This window comes from Achromobacter colocynthidis (assembly GCF_057334535.1).
Map to the genome: position 1 here is coordinate 82197 of NZ_JBHFIZ010000035.1, position 16550 is coordinate 98746.

At 64.7% G+C, this 16550-nt stretch carries 15 protein-coding genes; 9 read left to right on the forward strand and 6 right to left on the reverse strand.

Going from position 1 to position 16550, the window contains the following annotated elements:
- Position 1: 1 nt before the first annotated feature.
- Positions 2-652: an arylesterase gene (locus ACE04A_RS16205; protein ID WP_259247883.1), complete on the reverse strand. Its 651-nt coding sequence runs from the start codon at positions 650-652 to the stop codon at positions 2-4.
- On the opposite strand from ACE04A_RS16205, the gene ACE04A_RS16210 reads away from it, so the two are divergent.
- Complete coding sequence (locus tag ACE04A_RS16210) at positions 651-1328, forward strand: ABC transporter ATP-binding protein (RefSeq protein WP_485820301.1); 678 nt, start codon at positions 651-653, stop codon at positions 1326-1328. The two genes, ACE04A_RS16205 and ACE04A_RS16210, sit on opposite strands and share 2 nt — an antisense overlap.
- 33 nt (positions 1329-1361) lie before the next feature.
- On the opposite strand, the gene ACE04A_RS16215 is transcribed toward ACE04A_RS16210, so the two are convergent.
- The 3 genes from ACE04A_RS16215 to ACE04A_RS16225 are packed head-to-tail and all read right to left on the reverse strand — an operon-like array spanning position 1362 to position 5105.
- Positions 1362-2345 carry an ABC transporter substrate-binding protein gene (locus ACE04A_RS16215; RefSeq protein ID WP_279996138.1) on the reverse strand — a complete coding sequence of 328 codons (984 nt, stop codon included), beginning with the start codon at positions 2343-2345 and terminating at the stop codon, positions 1362-1364.
- A 23-nt stretch (positions 2346-2368) separates the two neighbouring features.
- Positions 2369-4015, reverse strand: a complete 1647-nt coding sequence (locus tag ACE04A_RS16220) for an ABC transporter permease (protein ID WP_448718746.1) — start codon at positions 4013-4015, stop codon at positions 2369-2371.
- A 13-nt stretch (positions 4016-4028) separates the two neighbouring features.
- A complete protein-coding gene (locus ACE04A_RS16225) occupies positions 4029-5105 on the reverse strand; it encodes an ABC transporter ATP-binding protein (protein ID WP_448718747.1) in 1077 nt (358 codons plus the stop codon).
- Positions 5106-5346: 241 nt separating this feature from the next.
- Here ACE04A_RS16225 and ACE04A_RS16230 point away from each other — a divergent pair, with 241 nt between their 5' ends.
- Complete coding sequence (locus tag ACE04A_RS16230) at positions 5347-6255, forward strand: LysR substrate-binding domain-containing protein (protein ID WP_448718748.1); 909 nt, start codon at positions 5347-5349, stop codon at positions 6253-6255.
- Positions 6256-6267: 12 nt separating this feature from the next.
- A complete protein-coding gene (gene serB / locus ACE04A_RS16235; protein WP_438858975.1) occupies positions 6268-6993 on the forward strand; it encodes a phosphoserine phosphatase SerB in 726 nt (241 codons plus the stop codon).
- A gap of 594 nt (positions 6994-7587) precedes the next feature.
- Here the strand turns inward: serB and fabV are convergent.
- Positions 7588-8778 carry an enoyl-ACP reductase FabV gene (gene fabV / locus ACE04A_RS16240; RefSeq protein WP_485820302.1) on the reverse strand — a complete coding sequence of 397 codons (1191 nt, stop codon included), beginning with the start codon at positions 8776-8778 and terminating at the stop codon, positions 7588-7590.
- A gap of 176 nt (positions 8779-8954) precedes the next feature.
- Positions 8955-9914 carry a DMT family transporter gene (locus ACE04A_RS16245; RefSeq protein WP_279996144.1) on the reverse strand — a complete coding sequence of 320 codons (960 nt, stop codon included), beginning with the start codon at positions 9912-9914 and terminating at the stop codon, positions 8955-8957.
- Between the two features lie 67 nt (positions 9915-9981).
- On the opposite strand from ACE04A_RS16245, the gene ACE04A_RS16250 reads away from it, so the two are divergent.
- From ACE04A_RS16250 to ACE04A_RS16275, 6 genes are all read left to right on the forward strand, one after another.
- Positions 9982-10887, forward strand: a complete 906-nt coding sequence (locus ACE04A_RS16250; protein ID WP_485820303.1) for a LysR family transcriptional regulator — start codon at positions 9982-9984, stop codon at positions 10885-10887.
- A 412-nt stretch (positions 10888-11299) separates the two neighbouring features.
- Positions 11300-12346 (forward strand): TRAP transporter substrate-binding protein, encoded by a 1047-nt coding sequence (locus tag ACE04A_RS16255; protein WP_100855909.1) that lies wholly within the window; start codon positions 11300-11302, stop codon positions 12344-12346.
- An 83-nt stretch (positions 12347-12429) separates the two neighbouring features.
- On the forward strand, positions 12430-13050 hold the full coding sequence (locus ACE04A_RS16260; protein ID WP_279996146.1) for a TRAP transporter small permease subunit: 621 nt from the start codon (positions 12430-12432) through the stop codon (positions 13048-13050).
- Positions 13047-14330, forward strand: coding sequence for a TRAP transporter large permease (locus ACE04A_RS16265; RefSeq protein WP_279996147.1), 1284 nt, complete (start codon positions 13047-13049; stop codon positions 14328-14330). Before ACE04A_RS16260 ends, ACE04A_RS16265 begins: the two co-directional genes overlap by 4 nt.
- 72 nt (positions 14331-14402) lie before the next feature.
- The gene (locus ACE04A_RS16270; protein ID WP_279996148.1) at positions 14403-15086 is read left to right on the forward strand and encodes a DUF2848 domain-containing protein; all 684 of its coding nucleotides are present in this window, start codon (positions 14403-14405) and stop codon (positions 15084-15086) included.
- A gap of 100 nt (positions 15087-15186) precedes the next feature.
- Positions 15187-16536, forward strand: coding sequence for an amidase (locus ACE04A_RS16275; RefSeq protein ID WP_279996149.1), 1350 nt, complete (start codon positions 15187-15189; stop codon positions 16534-16536).
- The last annotated feature ends 14 nt before the right edge of the window (positions 16537-16550 follow it).

Genomic DNA, 16550 nt, shown 5'->3' on the forward strand with positions numbered 1-16550 from the left:
CCTAGTTCAGCAATGGCCGCAACGTCGGCCATACGTTGTCCAGCAGTTGGGGCTGGGCATCCTCGTTAGGATGGATGCCGTCAGCCTGGAACATTGCCCGGTTCGTTGCAATACCTTCCATCAGGAAGGGCACGAGCCGGGCTTTTTCGTCTTTGGCCACCGTGGAAAACAGTTGGGCGAAGCGCTGGGCGTAATCGCGGCCGTAGTTGGGCGGAATCTGCATGCCCACGATCAGCACTTGCGCCTTGGCCTGCTTGGCGGCCTGCGTCATGGCGCGCAGGTTTTGCTCGGTCATCGACAATGGCAAGCCGCGCAACGCATCATTGGCGCCCAGTTCCAACACCACCACGGCGGGGGCGTGCTGGCGCAGCAGCGCCGGCAGGCGCGCCATGCCGCCGCTGGTGGTGTCGCCGCTGATGCTGGCATTGACGACCTGGTACTTGGGGTATTGTTCGGAAACCCGCGCCGACAGCAAGGGCACCCAACCCGTGCCGCGCTTGATGCCGTATTCGGCGGACAGGCTGTCGCCCACCACCAGCAAGGTGCGCGATGCGGAACCCTCGGCCGCCGGGGCGGTCTGAGCGTGGGCGGGAAGGGCCATGACGGCAATCGCCAAGGCGGACGTTAGATGCAGAAGGGAAAATAGGCGCATGGATAGCAAGAATTCGATCGAGGTGAAAGGGCTGGGCAAGCGGGTAGCCGATGCCGGCGGGACGCTGTCTATCCTGGAAGGAATTGATTTTACGGTGCAGGCCGGCAGCGCCGTCGCCATCACCGGAAGCTCCGGTTCGGGCAAGTCCACGTTGTTGGGACTATTGGCCGGGCTGGATGTTCCCAGCGTGGGCAGCGTGCATCTGGCCGGGCACGACCTGTTCGCCCTGGATGAAGACGGCCGCGCGCGCTTGCGTGCCAATCATGTGGGCTTCGTGTTCCAGTCGTTCCAGTTGCTGCCCAACCTGACGGCGCTGGAAAACGTGATGCTGCCGCTGGAACTGGCCGGGCAGTCCGCGCGCGAGGCCGCGCAGGCCATGCTTGAGCGCGTGGGACTGGGTGCGCGTCTGCATCATTACCCCCGCACCTTGTCGGGCGGCGAGCAGCAGCGGGTGTCGCTGGCGCGCGCCTTTGTTGTGCAGCCTGACCTGTTGTTCGCCGATGAGCCCACCGGCAGCCTGGCCGCCGCCACGGGCGTCACCGTCATCGACCTGATGTTCGACCTGCACCGCGAGCACGGCACCACGCTGGTGCTGGTAACGCACGACCCGCAGTTGGCCGCCCGATGCGGCCGTCAGCTTGTGCTGGCCGCGGGCCGGATGGTGCAGGGCGACTGATACGCCCCGGCCCGGCCGGCCCCGGCCCCGGTATTACTTCGCCTTGGCCACCGCCTGGTTCCACGCCGCGACCACCGTTTCATAGTCGGTGGCGGCCGCTTCCTGGCTGACGGGGAAGATCTTGATGGTCTTCAGGTCGGGCAGGGTGGTCAGGCTGGCCACGGCCACGTCTGTGCGCGTGGGGCGGCGAAAGTTCTTCACCAACTGCGCTTCCTGTGATTCCTTGCTCAAGAGCCCGTCGTAAAGGGCTTTCGCTGCGTCCAGGTTCTTGGCGCCCTTGATGATGAACATGCCTTCCGGCGCCAAGTAGCTGCCTTCGCTCGGATAGACGAGCTTGATCTCCTTTTGCCCGCCCGCCACGTATTCCTGCGCGGCGTATTCCAGCGTCATGCCCACCGCGTACTCGCCCGCGGCCACGCCCTTGTAGGTGGTGCCGGACGACGCGGTGACCACGGCGTTGGCCGCGATCTTGTCCAGGCCGGGCTGGCCGAACTGCTTGTACAGCCCGTACACCAGCATGTACGCGGTGCCGCTCTTGGACGGGTCGGTAATGGCGAACTTGTTCTTCCATTGGGGCTGCATCAGGTCCGACCAGGTGGCTGGCGCGGGCAGGCCCTTCAACTGGCGTTCGTTGACCATCATCACCATCACGTGCACGTTCGTGCCCACCCACAGGTCATCGGGGCCACGGAACTCGGCGGGAATCTTGTCCAGGTCGGCGGGGCGGTACGGCTGCAATTGCTGGCGGTAGGCGCCCAGTGTGCCAAAGCCGCCGCTCCAGAAAAGATCACCGCGCGGATTCTGCGATTCGGCCTCGATGCGCTTCATCATCGTGCCAGTGCCACCCGTGACGGGCTGCACGTTCAGCTTGGGGCTCGTCTTCTTCACGGCCTCTAGCGCGGTCTCGATGGTTTCCGTGTTGTTCGACGAATAGAGCACGACGTTTTGCGCGTGCGCGGCGCCGGCGGCCAGGGAGGCGGCCAAAACGCTGGTCTGGATCAAGTGCTTGAGTTGCATGGAGAGCCTTTGGGTCGAGGGGGTTATTTGCCGGAGAACAGCTTGATGCGGAACGTCTTGACCGACACGATGATGGGCAGCACGATCACCGTGACCAGCGCCGCGCCATAGGCCGACGCCATGCCCAGCCTGCCGCCGTCAACCTGGCGGAAGATGGCGATGGGCATGGTTTCCAGGCCGCCGCTGTAGGCCACGATGGAGGCCGACAGCTCGGATATCGTCGTCAGCCACATCAGGATCGCGGCCGATATGATCGACGCCTTCATGGCGGGCAGGATCACCTTGAAAAACGTCATCAGTGGCGACACGCCCAGGCTGATCGACGCTTCCTCGATCGAGTCCGGAATGTTGAATAGCACCGACGACGCATTGCGCACCGCGAATGGCAGCCGGCGCACCGTGTAGCACAGCACCATGATCCCGGACGTCCCCGCCAGCACCAGCCAGCCCGTGTTGAAGGTCTGCACCAGCGCAATGCCCAGCACCGTGCCGGAAATGGTCAGCGGCAGCACGACGATGTAGTCCAGCACCTGCGTGAACGCGTTGCGCTTCTTGATCGTCAGATAGCTGACCAGCACCGCGAAGGCCACGCCCAGCACGGTGGCCAGCGAGGCGAACTTCAGCGAATTCAAAATGGGTTCTGGCGCGCCATGCACGGCGCGTTGCATGCTGGCCAGCGACCACTCACCCCATTGCATGACGGGCCCGCTGGTCTTGGTGAAGGCGGCGATGAAGACGATGATGAGCGGCAGCATCGACACCAGGATCACCATGCCCACGCCACCCGCATACAGCACGGCTGTCCATGACCGCACGCGCACCGCCGCCGGGGCGCGGCCTTGCGTCATGGTGTAGACCTTGCGTTCGACGACGCGCTTCTGAATGAACAGCACGATGGCGACAATGGCGATGGACACCACCGACATGGCGCTTTGCAGCGTGGGGCTGCCGCCCATTTCGCTGACGAAGGTGTTGTACGTCATCACCGACAGCAGCGGCACGCGGCTGCCCAGCAGCATCGCCAATGCAAAGTTGCCGACCACCAGCGTGAACACCACCAGCGCGTTTACCAGCACCGCTGGCAGCAGCACCGGCACCAGCACGCGCAAGCGAGTCAGCAAGGGCGGCGTGCCCAGGCTGAGGCCGGCTTCTTCCAGCTGACCATCAAAGCCGCGCAGCGCGGCCAGCACGCCAAGATAAATGTAGGTGTAGTAGACGAGCGTCATGGAAAACACCATGCCCGTCCAGCCGTAGAAGGACGGCAGCGAGATACCCACGTCGCCCAGCAGATTGGTCAGCAGGCCGTTGTTGCCCAAGAGCAGCAGCCAGGACTGGCCCACGATGATCTCGGGAATCACGATGGTCAGCACAGGCAGGATCGCCACCAGGTTCTTCAAGGGAAAGTCGTAGCGCGCGACCAGATACGCGAACGGCACGCCCACCAGCACGGTGCAGGTGGTGACCGCCAGGCCCAGGATGAGCGTGTTGCCGAACGCCTCCAGGTATTGGGAATCGGCCAGCAATGCCTTGAAGCCTTCCAGCGAAAAACCGCCGTCCTGGCCGGTGATGCTGTTACCGAACAGCACGCCTAGCGGATACAGCACGAAGAACAGCAACAGGATCAGGCAGATTGCGGTCAGGATGCCCCAGGGCCACCATTTGATTTTCATGGCGGGCGCGTCCTCAGGCGTTCACGACGCGGCTGTCGGCGGGGATCAGCACCTGCACGGCTTGCCCGGGCTGGAACTGCGCCACCATGTTGCCCGCGTGCAGTTCGACGCGGATCTCTGAACCGTTGTCCAACGCGATGCGGTAGGCGGTCTTGAAGCCCAGGTACTGGCGCCGCAGCACCGTGCCGGGCAGAGTGTTGGGGACGTAGGGCGCGGGCGCCATCAGCGCGAGTTCTTCCGGGCGGGCAATCAGCACGCCGCTGGCGTCCAGCTGCGCGCTGCCCTGCACACCATCAAAGCGCAGGCCACACAATTCATAGCGCACGTGTCCTTCCGGCGCGCCCGCCAGGCCGGTCTGTGCCGGCACCGGGATCACGTTGGCTGAACCGATGAAGTCCGCCACGTAGGCGTTGACCGGCGTGCCATAGAGTTCCTCGGGCGTGCCCAGTTGCGCGATATTGCCGTGGTCCATGATCGCGATGCGGTCGGACATCGCCAGGGCTTCTTCCTGGTCGTGCGTGACGAACACGGTCGTGATGCCGGCCTCGCGCACCAGATCCAGAATGACGTCGCGCATCTGCAAGCGCATCTTGGCGTCCAGATTCGACAGCGGTTCATCCATCAGCAACACGCGCGGCCGGATCACCAACGCGCGCGCCAGGGCGACACGCTGGCGTTGGCCGCCGCTCATCTGGGCGGGGTAGCGGTCGGCCAATGAGAGCAGCCCAACCTTGTCCAGCGCTTCGTTGGCGCGCCGCGTGGTTTCTGCGCGAGCCACGCCGCGCGCACGCAGGCCGTAGGCCACGTTGTCGAACGCGCTCTTGTCGGGGAACAGCGCGTAGTCCTGGAACACCATGCCGATGTCGCGGCGGTGCGCCGATACATGGGTGACGTCGTCCTGGTCGAACAAGAGGCGACCGCCGTCCGGCGCGTAAAAGCCTGCTATGCAGCGCAGCAAGGTGGTCTTGCCGCAGCCGCTGGGACCCAGCAGCGTGTAGAACGCGCCGTCGGGAATGTGCAGCGACAAATTGCGCAACACCTGCTGTCCGCCAAAAGTCTTGGCGATGCCGTCTACCGTGATCGATGCCATAGTCCGTTCCTGCTTGGGTTCACGGCATCATAGGAACGCGCCCGGCTGGCGACCAGCAGTGTTTTTTAAGGCATGGCGTTAGATTTTCTAAGAGGTCGCCGTCGCCGCTATCCCCTAGAATGCGGCAGAACAGCGCAGGCGTGGCATGGCCGCGCCGCCAATAATTAGACGACAAGGGTAAACGTGGGAAAGAGCAGCACAGACTTGCGCCTGGCCGGCGCCTGGGCGGGCGACCGCTGAAATGGCCGGGCAGACCCTGCCGCCGTTGAAAGCCCTGCGCGTGTTCGAAGCCGCGGCGCGCTTGCGCAGCTTCACGGCCGCCGCCGACGAACTCAGCATCACGCACAGCGCGGTCAGCCAGCAAATACGCATTCTTGAAGAGTATGTGGGGCAGCCGCTGTTTGCGCGCGAGGCACGCGGCGTGGCGTTGCTGCCCTGCGCGCAGGCGTATTTTCCCGAAGTGCAGGCCAGCCTGGAACGCATCGCCGTCGCCACGGCCAAGCTGAAATCACCCGCCCACGGCGGTGTGCTGCGCGTGTGCGCCACGCCCTCGCTGACGATGAAGTGGCTGATCCCGCGCCTGTCGACCTTCCAGGTGCTGCATCCCGGTGTCGACGTGCAACTGAGCACGCAGGCGCGCCCCTTCCTGGATCGTGGCGGTGACCCCGGCAGCGATGTGCTGATCCGGCATGGCTTCATGGCGCATTCCGACCTGGCTTGCGTGCATTGCCTGGACGACTTCCACGTGCCCGTCGCGTCGCCGCGCTTCATCGACCGCAACCGGCTGAACACGCCGGCCGACTGCCTGGGCCATCCGCTGTTGAAGATCTCGGGCGGCATGGATCATTGGCCGCGCTGGTTCGCGCTGGCCAAGGTGGACGTGCCGGCGCAATTGCCGGGGCCGGTGTTTGACCACCAGTTCTTGTGCATGCAGGCGGCCATGAACGACCTGGGCATCGCGCTGGCGCCTTGGTGCCTGTTGGAAGACGACATCCGCGCCGACCGCCTGCGCCCCTTGTTCCCGCACCCGCACCTGCCCAACGCCGGCATCCATGCGATGTATCGGCAGGACGGTCCGGCCTCGGCATCCGCCCAATTGTTCATCAGCTGGCTGTGCGCCCAGCGTTCCAGCTTGCCCATTCCCGCCTAGACAAGGATTTCCATGCTTTATTCGTCCACCGTTCCTGGCTTGCACTGGCGCGGCATCACGCCACCGTTGGCCTTGTCGGACTACAAGGTCATTGCGTTCGATATGGATTCCACGCTGATTTCGATCGAGACGCTGGATGAAATGGCCGATCTGATGGGCAAGAAAACCGAAGTGGCGGCGCTGACGGAAGCCGCCATGCGCGGTGACATCACCGACTACAAGCAAAGCCTGCGCGACCGCGTGGCGTTATTGGCCGGCATGCCCGAAACCTTGCTGGACAAGGTCTATGACGAACGTGTGCGCATCAATCCCGGCGCAGAAACCCTGATTGCCGCTTGCAAGGCGGCGGGTCTGACCTGCCTGTTGGTGACGGGCGGCTTTACCTGCTTCACGGACCGCCTGCGTCAGCGTTTGGGGCTGGACGACGTGCGCGCCAATGTGCTGGAGGTGCTTGATGGGCGCCTCACCGGCAAGCTTGTGCCGCAGCCTTGGGGTGACATTTGCGACGGCGAGGAAAAGCGACGCAAATTGGCCGAGGTGTGCGCGCAGCGCGGGGTGGGGCTGGATCGGGCGATTGCCGTGGGCGACGGCGCGAACGACTTGCCGATGATGCGCGCCGCTGGCTTGTCGGTCGGCTACCGAGCCAAGTCCGTCGTACGACAAACCGTCAATGTGGTGATCGATGAAGGGGGGCTGGATAGGCTTTTGGAATTGATCTTGACGAAAAACCCGAAGTAAGCGGCGTTTTTAGACTTAATGCAGATTGATACGATAAATGCTTCAGAGTAGTCTGATTAGCAACCGAGACATGGAATTCGCCACGGCGCCTGCCTAGCAGCGCTTTGACGCCGGCCTGATGCCACGGCGATGTCGAGGGAATGCAGTTTGGCGGGCAAGCGTGCGCGCCAGACGTTGCCTCGCTCTGGAGCCGCCATGACTGTTTGTCGTTCAGCGCTTGTCCTGTCTCTAGCTGCCTTGCTGACCCCGATGACGGTCAGTGCCGCGGGCGGCATCATCCGGTTTTCCGGCTCGATTGTGGAACCCACCCGATGTCAGGCGAGCCGCGTGCCCGCAGCCGGGCAGGGCGCGCATCGGGTCAGTTGCATGCCTGCCCCGGGCAGACAGCCGGTGACGAGTGAAAGTGTCGTCAAGGTCAGTACGAAGGCGCTTCGGCCCTTGCCCGGCGGACCTGGCGGCGTGGCCGTACCGCATCGTTTGGTGACGCTGGATTATCTGTGACGGGCTGTGCGCGGCCGGGCAAGCCCGGCGCGCAGGCCACAGAATGTGATCAACCCGCGATCAACCCGCGATCAACCCGCGATCAACCCGCGATCAAACGAGGCCGCGAATTTCCACGGCCGGATCCACATCGGCGTCGTAATTCACTCCATCGATCTCGAACCCGAACAAGCGCAGGAATTCCTGCTTGTAGCCCGCGAAGTCGGTCAGTTGGTAGATGTTGTCGCTGGTGACCTGGGTCCATAGCGCCTGCACCTGTGCCTGCACCTTCGGGTCCAGTTCCTTGTAGTCGGCGCGCAGGCGGCCTTGCTCATCCAGGATGGGCGTGTCGCTGCACAGGCTGTCTTTGTACAGTCCGTACACCTGCTCGATGCAGCCTTCGTGCGAGCCTTCCGCCTTCATGATCTTGAACAGCAGCGACAGGTACAGCGGCATCATCGGAATGGCCGAGCTGGCCTGGGTGACCACGGCTTTCAGCACTGACACGCGGGCGTCACCGCCGCGCGCGGCCAGCTTGGCGCGAATGTCCAGCACCTTCTCGTCCAGGTCCTTCTTGGCCGCGCCGATCGACCCGTTCCAATAGATGTCGTGCGTGATCTTTTCGCCCAGGTAGGTGAAGGCCGTCGTCGTGGCGCCTTCAGCCAGCACGCCGGCATCCAGCAACGCGTCGATCCACATCTGCCAGTCTTCACCGCCCATGACGGCCACGGTGGCGTCAATCTCGGCTTGCGTGGCCGGCTCCAGCACGGACTCCTTGACCACTTCACGGTCGGTGTCCAGCCCGCGCAGGTTGACCGCGTTGCCGATGGGCTTGAGCGTGGAGTTGAACACCTGGCCCGTCTTGGGGTGGGTGCGGCGCGGGGCGGCCAGGCTGTAGATGACCTGGTCCACCTGGCCCATGCCCGCCTTGATGGCGGCAATGGTCTTTTGCTTGATCTCGTCCGAGAAGGCGTCGCCGTTGATGCTGGTGGCGGTCAGGCCTTGGGCTTGGGCCGCCTTGTGGAAGGCGGCGGTGTTGTACCAGCCCGGCGTGCCGGCCTTGGCGGCGTCGGCGGGGCGTTCGAAAAACACGCCCAAGGTTTCCGCGCCACAGCCGAAGGCCGCGCTGATGCGGGCGGCCAGGCCGTAGCCGGTTGACGCGCCCAGCACCAACACGCGCTTCGGGCCCCCGGCGATGGGGCCTTGTGCCCGAACGTAGTCGATCTGCTTGTTGACGTTGGCTTCACAGCCAACGGGATGGGTGGTGACGCAGATAAAGCCGCGCACACGGGGCTTGATGACCATGAAGACCTCGCTCGGGGAAATGCCGGATGCTGGGAGCCTAAGCGCGAAAGCGCAAAAAGCGACGAGCATTGTACGGGAGCGGTCGCACGCGCGCCGCCCTCGGCCCCGTCATGCGTTGCGCCGTGGGCCTGACCTTGGGTTTGGCCGTGGGTCCGGCTGTGGGTCTAGCCCCAAGCCTAGCGAACAGTGGCCCTGGCGGCTGCCGCGCTGGTGGCAACACTGCGGCGCCATTCGATCAACCCGATGCCGATGCCGCTGGCGCAGATGATGGCGATGCCCAGCCAGGTCAGTGGGTCCGGGAAATGGCCATAGACCAGCCAGCCCACGGACGTGGCGCTGATGATCTGCAAATAAATGAAAGGCGCCAGCGTGGACGCCGGGGCTCGGCGGTAAGCGGCGATCTGGAACAGATGGCCCACCCCGCCAGTCAGGCCGGTCGAGATCAGCAAGAACCAATCGAAGCCGGAAAGCCCCTGCAAGACCGGCAGTGCCGCCGGCAGCACGAAGGGCAGGGTCACGGTCAGGCAAACGGTACCCACCGCGCCGCTCCAGATCAGCGAGGTAAAGGGATCATCGCCCGCGACCCGCCGCGTGGCGATGAACTGCGCGGCGAAGCAGCAGGCTGTCAGCAGACCGAAAATGGTGCCGACCGGGTGCAAGCCGCCGCCGGGTCGGATCACGATGATGACGCCGATAAACGCAATGCCCGCCGCCACGAAGCGCGACATGCGGGCGGGCTCTTTCAGGACCCAGGGCGCCACCGACAGCACCAGCAAGGGCGCCAGGAAGTTGATGGCCGTGGCCTCGGCCTGGGGGATGTAGCTGAGCGTCGTGAAGAACATCAGCGTGGCCAGGAACATGGAGCCACCGCGGATCAGTTGTTCGCGCGGCTTGTTGCTGCGCAGCACCCGAAGCCCGCGCGTCGGCAACACCAGCGCCAGCACCAGGATCAGGTGCACGACATAACGGAACCACGACAGCACCAGCAGCGGCACCCCCGCATTCATGACCCATTTGCCGCTGGCGTCCAGACAGGAAAGCGTCCACATCGAAAGCACCAGCAGCAAGATGCCGACGAGCGGGCCGCGCGAAGCGGGCGCGGGGGCTTGTGGGCGACCTGGATCGGCCGGGGACATGGACGGGCTCCTGATGGGGAAATGGGCGGCTGCCATGATACGCTCATCGCGCCGGGGGAACAGGCCAATGATCGAACTACGTAACGTCGAAACTTTTTTTTGGGTCGCCACGCTGGGCAGCTTCCGCGCTGCCTCAGACAAGCTAAACACCACGCAGCCCGCCGTGTCGCAGCGCATCGCCTCGCTTGAGGCGGACCTGGGCGTGCGGCTCTTCGAGCGCGACGCGCGCGGCGTCAAGCTCACCGCCAAGGGCCACGAACTGCTGTCGCATGCCGAGCGCATGCTGCAAGTGCGGCGCGACATGTTCGAGGCCGCGCGCGAACAAAACGTCATGACCGGCACCGTGCGCATCGGCGTGGCCGAAACCATTGTGCAGACCTGGCTGCCCACGCTGATCGAACTGATTCATTCGACCTACCCGGCGTTGGTGCTGGAGATTGAGGTGGACACCACCCATGTGCTGCGTCCGCACCTGATGTCGCGCCAGATCGATCTGGCCTTCCTGATGGGGCCCGTGCTTGAGGCGCGCGTTGAAAACCTGGCGCTGTGCAGCTATCCGCTGGCCTGGGGGGCCAGCCCCACGCTGGACCTGGGCCCCGAGCCGCTGACGCTTGAGCGCATCGGCAAGCTGCCCATCATCACGTATCCGTCCAATAGTTCGCCGTACCGCGTGGTGCGCGACATGCTGACGCGCGCCGGCGTGGCCTCGCCGCGCATGTATGGCAGCGCATCCATGTCCATGGTGGTGCGGATGACGCAGGACGGCATCGGCACCAGCGTGATCGCGCCGGTGTTCCTGGGCAAGGAACTGGCGCGCGGCGAACTGCGCATCTTGCGCGTGCAGGCCGACCCCTTGCCCGAGTTGAGCTTCACCGCAAGCTGGGTGCAGGGGCCGGACAGCCACGCGGTCAGGGTGATTGCGCAGATGGCGCAAAAGGTCGCGGCGCAGGCCGGAAACGGAATTCCTACCTAGGTGTTTTCCCCTGGTCAGGGGCCGGCACGGGTCCGCCGGGGGTATCGTCAGTCATGCGCGGGCGGGCGTGAAACCGCCTGCAACGCCGCGCCAGGCCGTCGTTTGCGTGAATTCAGTCCGCGCCGCCGGGCGAGACCCAAGAAATATTTATACCCCCACATCGCAACATACGATTGGACGCTTCCTGCCCTGGCGGATGCAATGGCGAGACATCAAGAATGCAACGCCTGGATACACAGTGCGGGGGAAAAGCATGAATAGTCACTCGATCCAATTGCAGACCCTGGCGCCACGTCCTCGGCCACGCGCAGCGCGCGTTCATCGCGCCTGACCACCTGAACCCAAACCGCACGTGATCGGGGTAACGGGATCCCGCGTGCGCAGACCATCCCGCCAGCCAGGAGTTTTGTCCATGAAGAAGTCTCTTGTTTTCGCCGCCGTCGCCGCCAGTTTGCTGACCGGCGCCGTTCACGCGCAGGACCTGCCCAAAACCCAGTTGAAGGTCGTGGGAGGCCTGTCCAACCTGACCGCCTATAACGACTACGAAAAGCCGTTCTGGACGAAGACCATTCCCGAGCTGTCCAAGGGCCAGGTCACGGCCGAAATCAAGGGCTTCAACGAAATGGGCCTGAAGGGTCCCGAGTTGCTGCGCTTGATGTCGCAAGGCGTGATTGAATTCGGCACCGCCACGCTGTCGTACTTCGCCAGCGACAACCCCATCAACGAAGCCATCGACCTGGCTGGCCTGGCGCCTGACGTCAAGACCGCCCGTGCCGTGACCGATGCCTTCGAACCCGTCTACGCCAAGCTTTACGGCGAAGGCAACAACGTCAAGCTGCTGGGCATTTCCACCTATCCCGCGCAAGTGCTGTTCTGCAACGCCGAGATCAAGGGCCTGGCCGACATCAAGGGCAAGAAGGTCCGCACCAGCAGCCGCACCACGGCTGAATTCGTCGAAGCGTTGGGCGGTTCCAGCGTGACGATGGCCTTCGGTGAAGTGGTGCCTGCCTTGCAGAACAAGGTGGTGGATTGCGCCATCACCGGTTCGCTGTCGGGTTACTCGGCCAAGTGGTACGAGGTGTCCACGCACCTGGTCGCGCTGCCGATCAACTGGAACCAGCAGATCCACGCCGTCAACCAGAAGGCCTGGGACAAGCTGGACCCCGCCGTTCGCACGTTCCTGCAAACCAACGTGAAGACGCTGGTCGACAACATCTGGGATGCCGCCGCGCGCCAGACGCAGGAAGGCTATGACTGCAACACGGGCGCCGCTGCTTGCCCGTTCCCGGTCAAGGGCAAGATGGTTCTGGTTCAGCCGTCCGACGCTGACCGCGCGCTGCTGAAGAAGGTTGCCCAGGAAGCCGTGCTGCCCAAGTGGGCCGCCCGTTGCTCGGCACAGTGCGTGAAGGACTACAACGCCACCATCGGCAAGACGCTGGGCCTGACTGCCAGCAAGTAAGCGCTGGACAGCGCCGCCGCATCGCGCGGCGGCGCGTTTTTCCCGCTAGTCATACCGGGCGCATGCCCGCAGAGGTGCTATCCATGACCCAAACCGAAAACTTCCGCCTGTTGGGCGGTCTGTTGCGGCGCGCCGAGAGCTTGTCGCGCGCAGCCGTCTGGGCCGGCGGCGCGTTGACGGTGGCCAGCGTGCTGCTGATCTCCTTCGACGTGCTGGCCCGCAAATTCCTGGGCTTTACCACCGGCGGCGCCGATGAGCTTTCCAGCTACGCCTTCGCCATCAGCACGTCCTGGGCCTTGGCCTTCGCCACCTTGCAGCGCGCCAACGTGCGCGTTGACGTGCTCTACCAATATTTGCCGGTACGCCTGTCGGCCGTGCTGGATTGGATTTCCATGGTGGCGATGGCCGTCTTCATGGTGTTCCTGACGTATTACGCCTACGACGTGGTGCAAACCTCGTGGGCGCAGAAGTCCACGGCCAACACGCCGCTGGCCACGCCCTTGTGGATTCCGCAGGGCTTGTGGCTGCTGGGCCTGGCCTGGATGTGCATCACCGTTGCGCTGATGCTGACGCGCGCCTCGGCCGCGCTGGTCACGGGCGATATCGAACTGGTCAAGCAGATCTGCGGCGTTCGTTCGGCGCAGGAAGAAGCTGAAGAAGAAGCCGCCGCGGGCGAGCGCATGGTGAAGGGAGAAGCGGCATGATTTCCACCGCATTGACGTTGTTGCTGGTGCTGATCGGCCTGTCCATTCCGGTGGGCGCGGCACTGGGCGTGCTGGGCCTCATCCTGGACCCGCTGTTCTCGATGCTGCCGCTGTCGCGCGCCATCGGTGAAATTTCCTGGAGCTCGAACAACGAGTTCCTGCTGGTGGCGATTCCGCTGTTCATCATGCTGGGCGAAGTGCTGCTGCGCGCGGGTTTCGCCGAACGTATGTACGGCGCGATGAGCCTGTGGCTGTCGTGGCTGCCGGGCGGCTTGATGCACGCCAACATCGGCGCCTCCACCTTGTTCTCGGCCACGTCCGGTTCCAGCGTGGCCACCGCGGCCACCGTGGGTACCGTCGCCATTCCGCAGATCCGCAAGTACGGCTACAACGAACCGCTGTTCCTGGGCAGTCTGGCCGCGGGCGGCACGCTGGGCATCTTGATTCCGCCGTCGATCAACCTGGTCATCTATGGCGTGCTGACGAATTCGTCGGTGCCCAAGCTGTATCTGGCCGGCATCATTCCCGGCTTCGCGATGGCCGCGTTGTTCATGCTGATGATTGTCATCGCGTGCGTCGCCAAGCCGTCATGGGGTGGCAAGAAGATCCACGCAAGCTGGGGCCAACGCCTGGCCAGCCTGGTGCACCTGGCGCCGCCCATGGGCATCTTCTTCCTGGTGGTCGGTTCCATCTACGCGGGCCTGGCCACGCCGACTGAGGCCGCCGCGTTGGGCGTGCTGGGCGCGTTCATCCTGGCCGCCTGGTTCCGCCGCTTGTCCTGGACGATGCTGCGCGAAGTGATGGAGGGCACGATGCGGTCCACGGCGATGATCATGCTGATCGTCATCGCGGCCAGCTTCCTGAACTTCGTCATGTCGGCCACCGGCCTGACCGACGCGCTGACCAAGTCGATCACCGGCCTGGGCCTGTCGCCCGGCTGGATGCTGGTGATCGTGGTGATCTTCTACCTGGTGCTGGGCTGCTTCATGGAAACGCTGTCCATGATGATCACGACCATCCCCATCGTGGCGCCCATCATGATTGCGCTGGGTTACGACCCGATCTGGCTGGGCATCGTCATCATCATCCTGGTCGAAGCCGCGCTGATCACGCCGCCCGTGGGCCTGAACCTGTTCGTGGTGCAAAGCCTGCGCAAGAGCGGTTCGATGGGCGCCGTCATTGTCGGCAGCCTGCCGTTCGTGGCCGCCATGTTCGTGATGCTGGCCTTGCTGGCGTTCTGGCCCGACATCGCGCTGTGGTTGCCGCGCGCCTTTGGTTGATTGCTTGTTTGAACCGGGTGCGGCCCATGGGTGGCCGCACCGTTTTCCACCCGTTATTTCCGCAGGACTGATATGAAAGCCATATTCAACATCGACGACGCCAATCCCCGCCAGGTGGAAGTGGACTTCAACACCCTGATCGTGGCCGGCTGGGCCGGACGCGACATGGCCGCCATTGAGCACCACATCGAAGAGCTGGCCGCCATCGGCGTACCGCGTCCGACCAGCGTGCCGCTGTACTACCGCATCGCCGACAACCAACTGACCCAGGCCACGCAAGTGCAGGCCGTGGGCGAGGATTCGTCGGGCGAAGTGGAAACCTTCGTGTTCGCCGTGGACGGCGAGATGTACGTCAGCATCGCGTCCGACCATACCGACCGCAAGCTGGAGACCGTCAGCGTCGCCATGTCCAAGCAGGTCTGCGTCAAGCCCGTGGCAACCAAAGCCTGGCGCCTGGCCGACGTGGCGGACTACTGGGACGAACTGGTCATCCGCTCGTACATCGTCGAAAACGGCGAAAAGGTGCTGTACCAGGAAGGCCCGCTGTCCACGCTGCGCACGCCGCAAGACCTGATCGCCGGCTACACCGGCGGCGCGGCCGTGCTGCCGCAAGGCGCGGGCATGACCTGCGGCACGGTGGGCGCCATTGGCGGCATCCGCGCCGCTGCCGACTTCACCATGGAACTGTTCGACCCGCGCCGCCAGCGCACGATCAGCCACCGCTATCATGTTGAATCGCTGCCCGTGGTGGCCTGATTCCGGTTCCGGATCCTGATCGCATTGAACGCCAGGCGCGCCTTTTCTCAAGGTTGCGCCTGTCCGCACTTTTACGCCGCAAGTCGGCACGAGGACAAAGATGGTTTCGACCTTGAATGAACTGACCTTGGCCCTGAGTGAAGGCCGTACCACGTCGGTCGCCCTGACCGAACTGGCGCTGGCACGCGCCCAGGATGCGGCGGGCGAGGGCGCGCGCGTGTTCACCAAGCTGTATGCCGAATCGGCGTTGGCCCAGGCCCGCGCTTCCGACACCCTGCGCGCAGCCGGCATCGTGCGCTCGGCGGTGGAAGGCCTGCCGATCAGCATCAAGGACTTGTTTGATATCGAGGGCGAAACCACCATGGCCGGTTCCGTCGCGCGCGAAGGCGAGCCCGCGGCCGACGCCAACGCCGAAGTCGTGCAGCGTTTGATCGCCGCCGGTGCCGTCATCATCGGCCGCACCAACATGACCGAATTCGCCTATTCGGGCCTGGGCATCAACCCGCACTACGGCACGCCGCTGAACCCCTACGATCGTGGCACCGGCCGCATTCCGGGTGGTTCATCGTCGGGCGCGGCGGTGTCGGTTGCCGACGGCATGGCCGTTGCCGGCATCGGTTCGGACACCGGCGGTTCGGTGCGCATTCCGGCCGCGCTGTGCGGCCTGACGGGCTTCAAGCCCAGCGCCTGGCGCGTGTCCATGACGGGCGTGTTGCCGCTGTCGGCCAACCTGGATTCCATCGGCCCCATCGCGGGCAGCGTGCGCTGCTGCGCCGAGCTGGATGCCATCCTGTCCGGCGACGGTGGCCCGGTGCCCGAGGCCATGGCGCTGCGCGGCCTGCGCCTGGCCGTGCCGACCACCCTGGCGCTGGACGCCATGGAAAAGCACGTGGCCGACAGCTTTGCCGCTGCCGTGGCCAAGCTGAAGGAAGCGGGCGCGCTGGTCGAGGAAATCGCCATTCCCGAATTCGCCGAACTGGGCAACATCAATAGCAAGGGCGGCTTCACGGCGGCCGAAGCCTGGGCCTGGCACCGCGACCTGATCGCGCGCGCCGGCAAGCGCTACGACCCGCGCGTGGTGTCGCGCATCATGCGCGGCCAGGACATGAGCGCCGCCGACTACCTGGACCTGCTGGACGCGCGCGAAGCCTGGGTGGCCGCGGTGGACCACCGCATTGCCGGGTACGACGCGCTCATCATGCCCACCACGCCCATCGTGGCGCCGGCGGTGGCGGACCTGGTGGCTTCCGACGAAGCCTATTACGCGGCCAACGGCCTGATCCTGCGCAACCCCACGTTGATCAACTTCCTGGACGGCTGCGCGCTGTCCCTGCCGTGCCATGCGCCGGGCACGGCGCCCGTGGGCTTGATGATCTCCGGCAGCAACGGCGCCGACCGCCGCATCCTGGCCGTGGGCCTGGCGGTTGAAGCGCTGCTTGCCGGACGTTGATCGCCAAGCGCCTC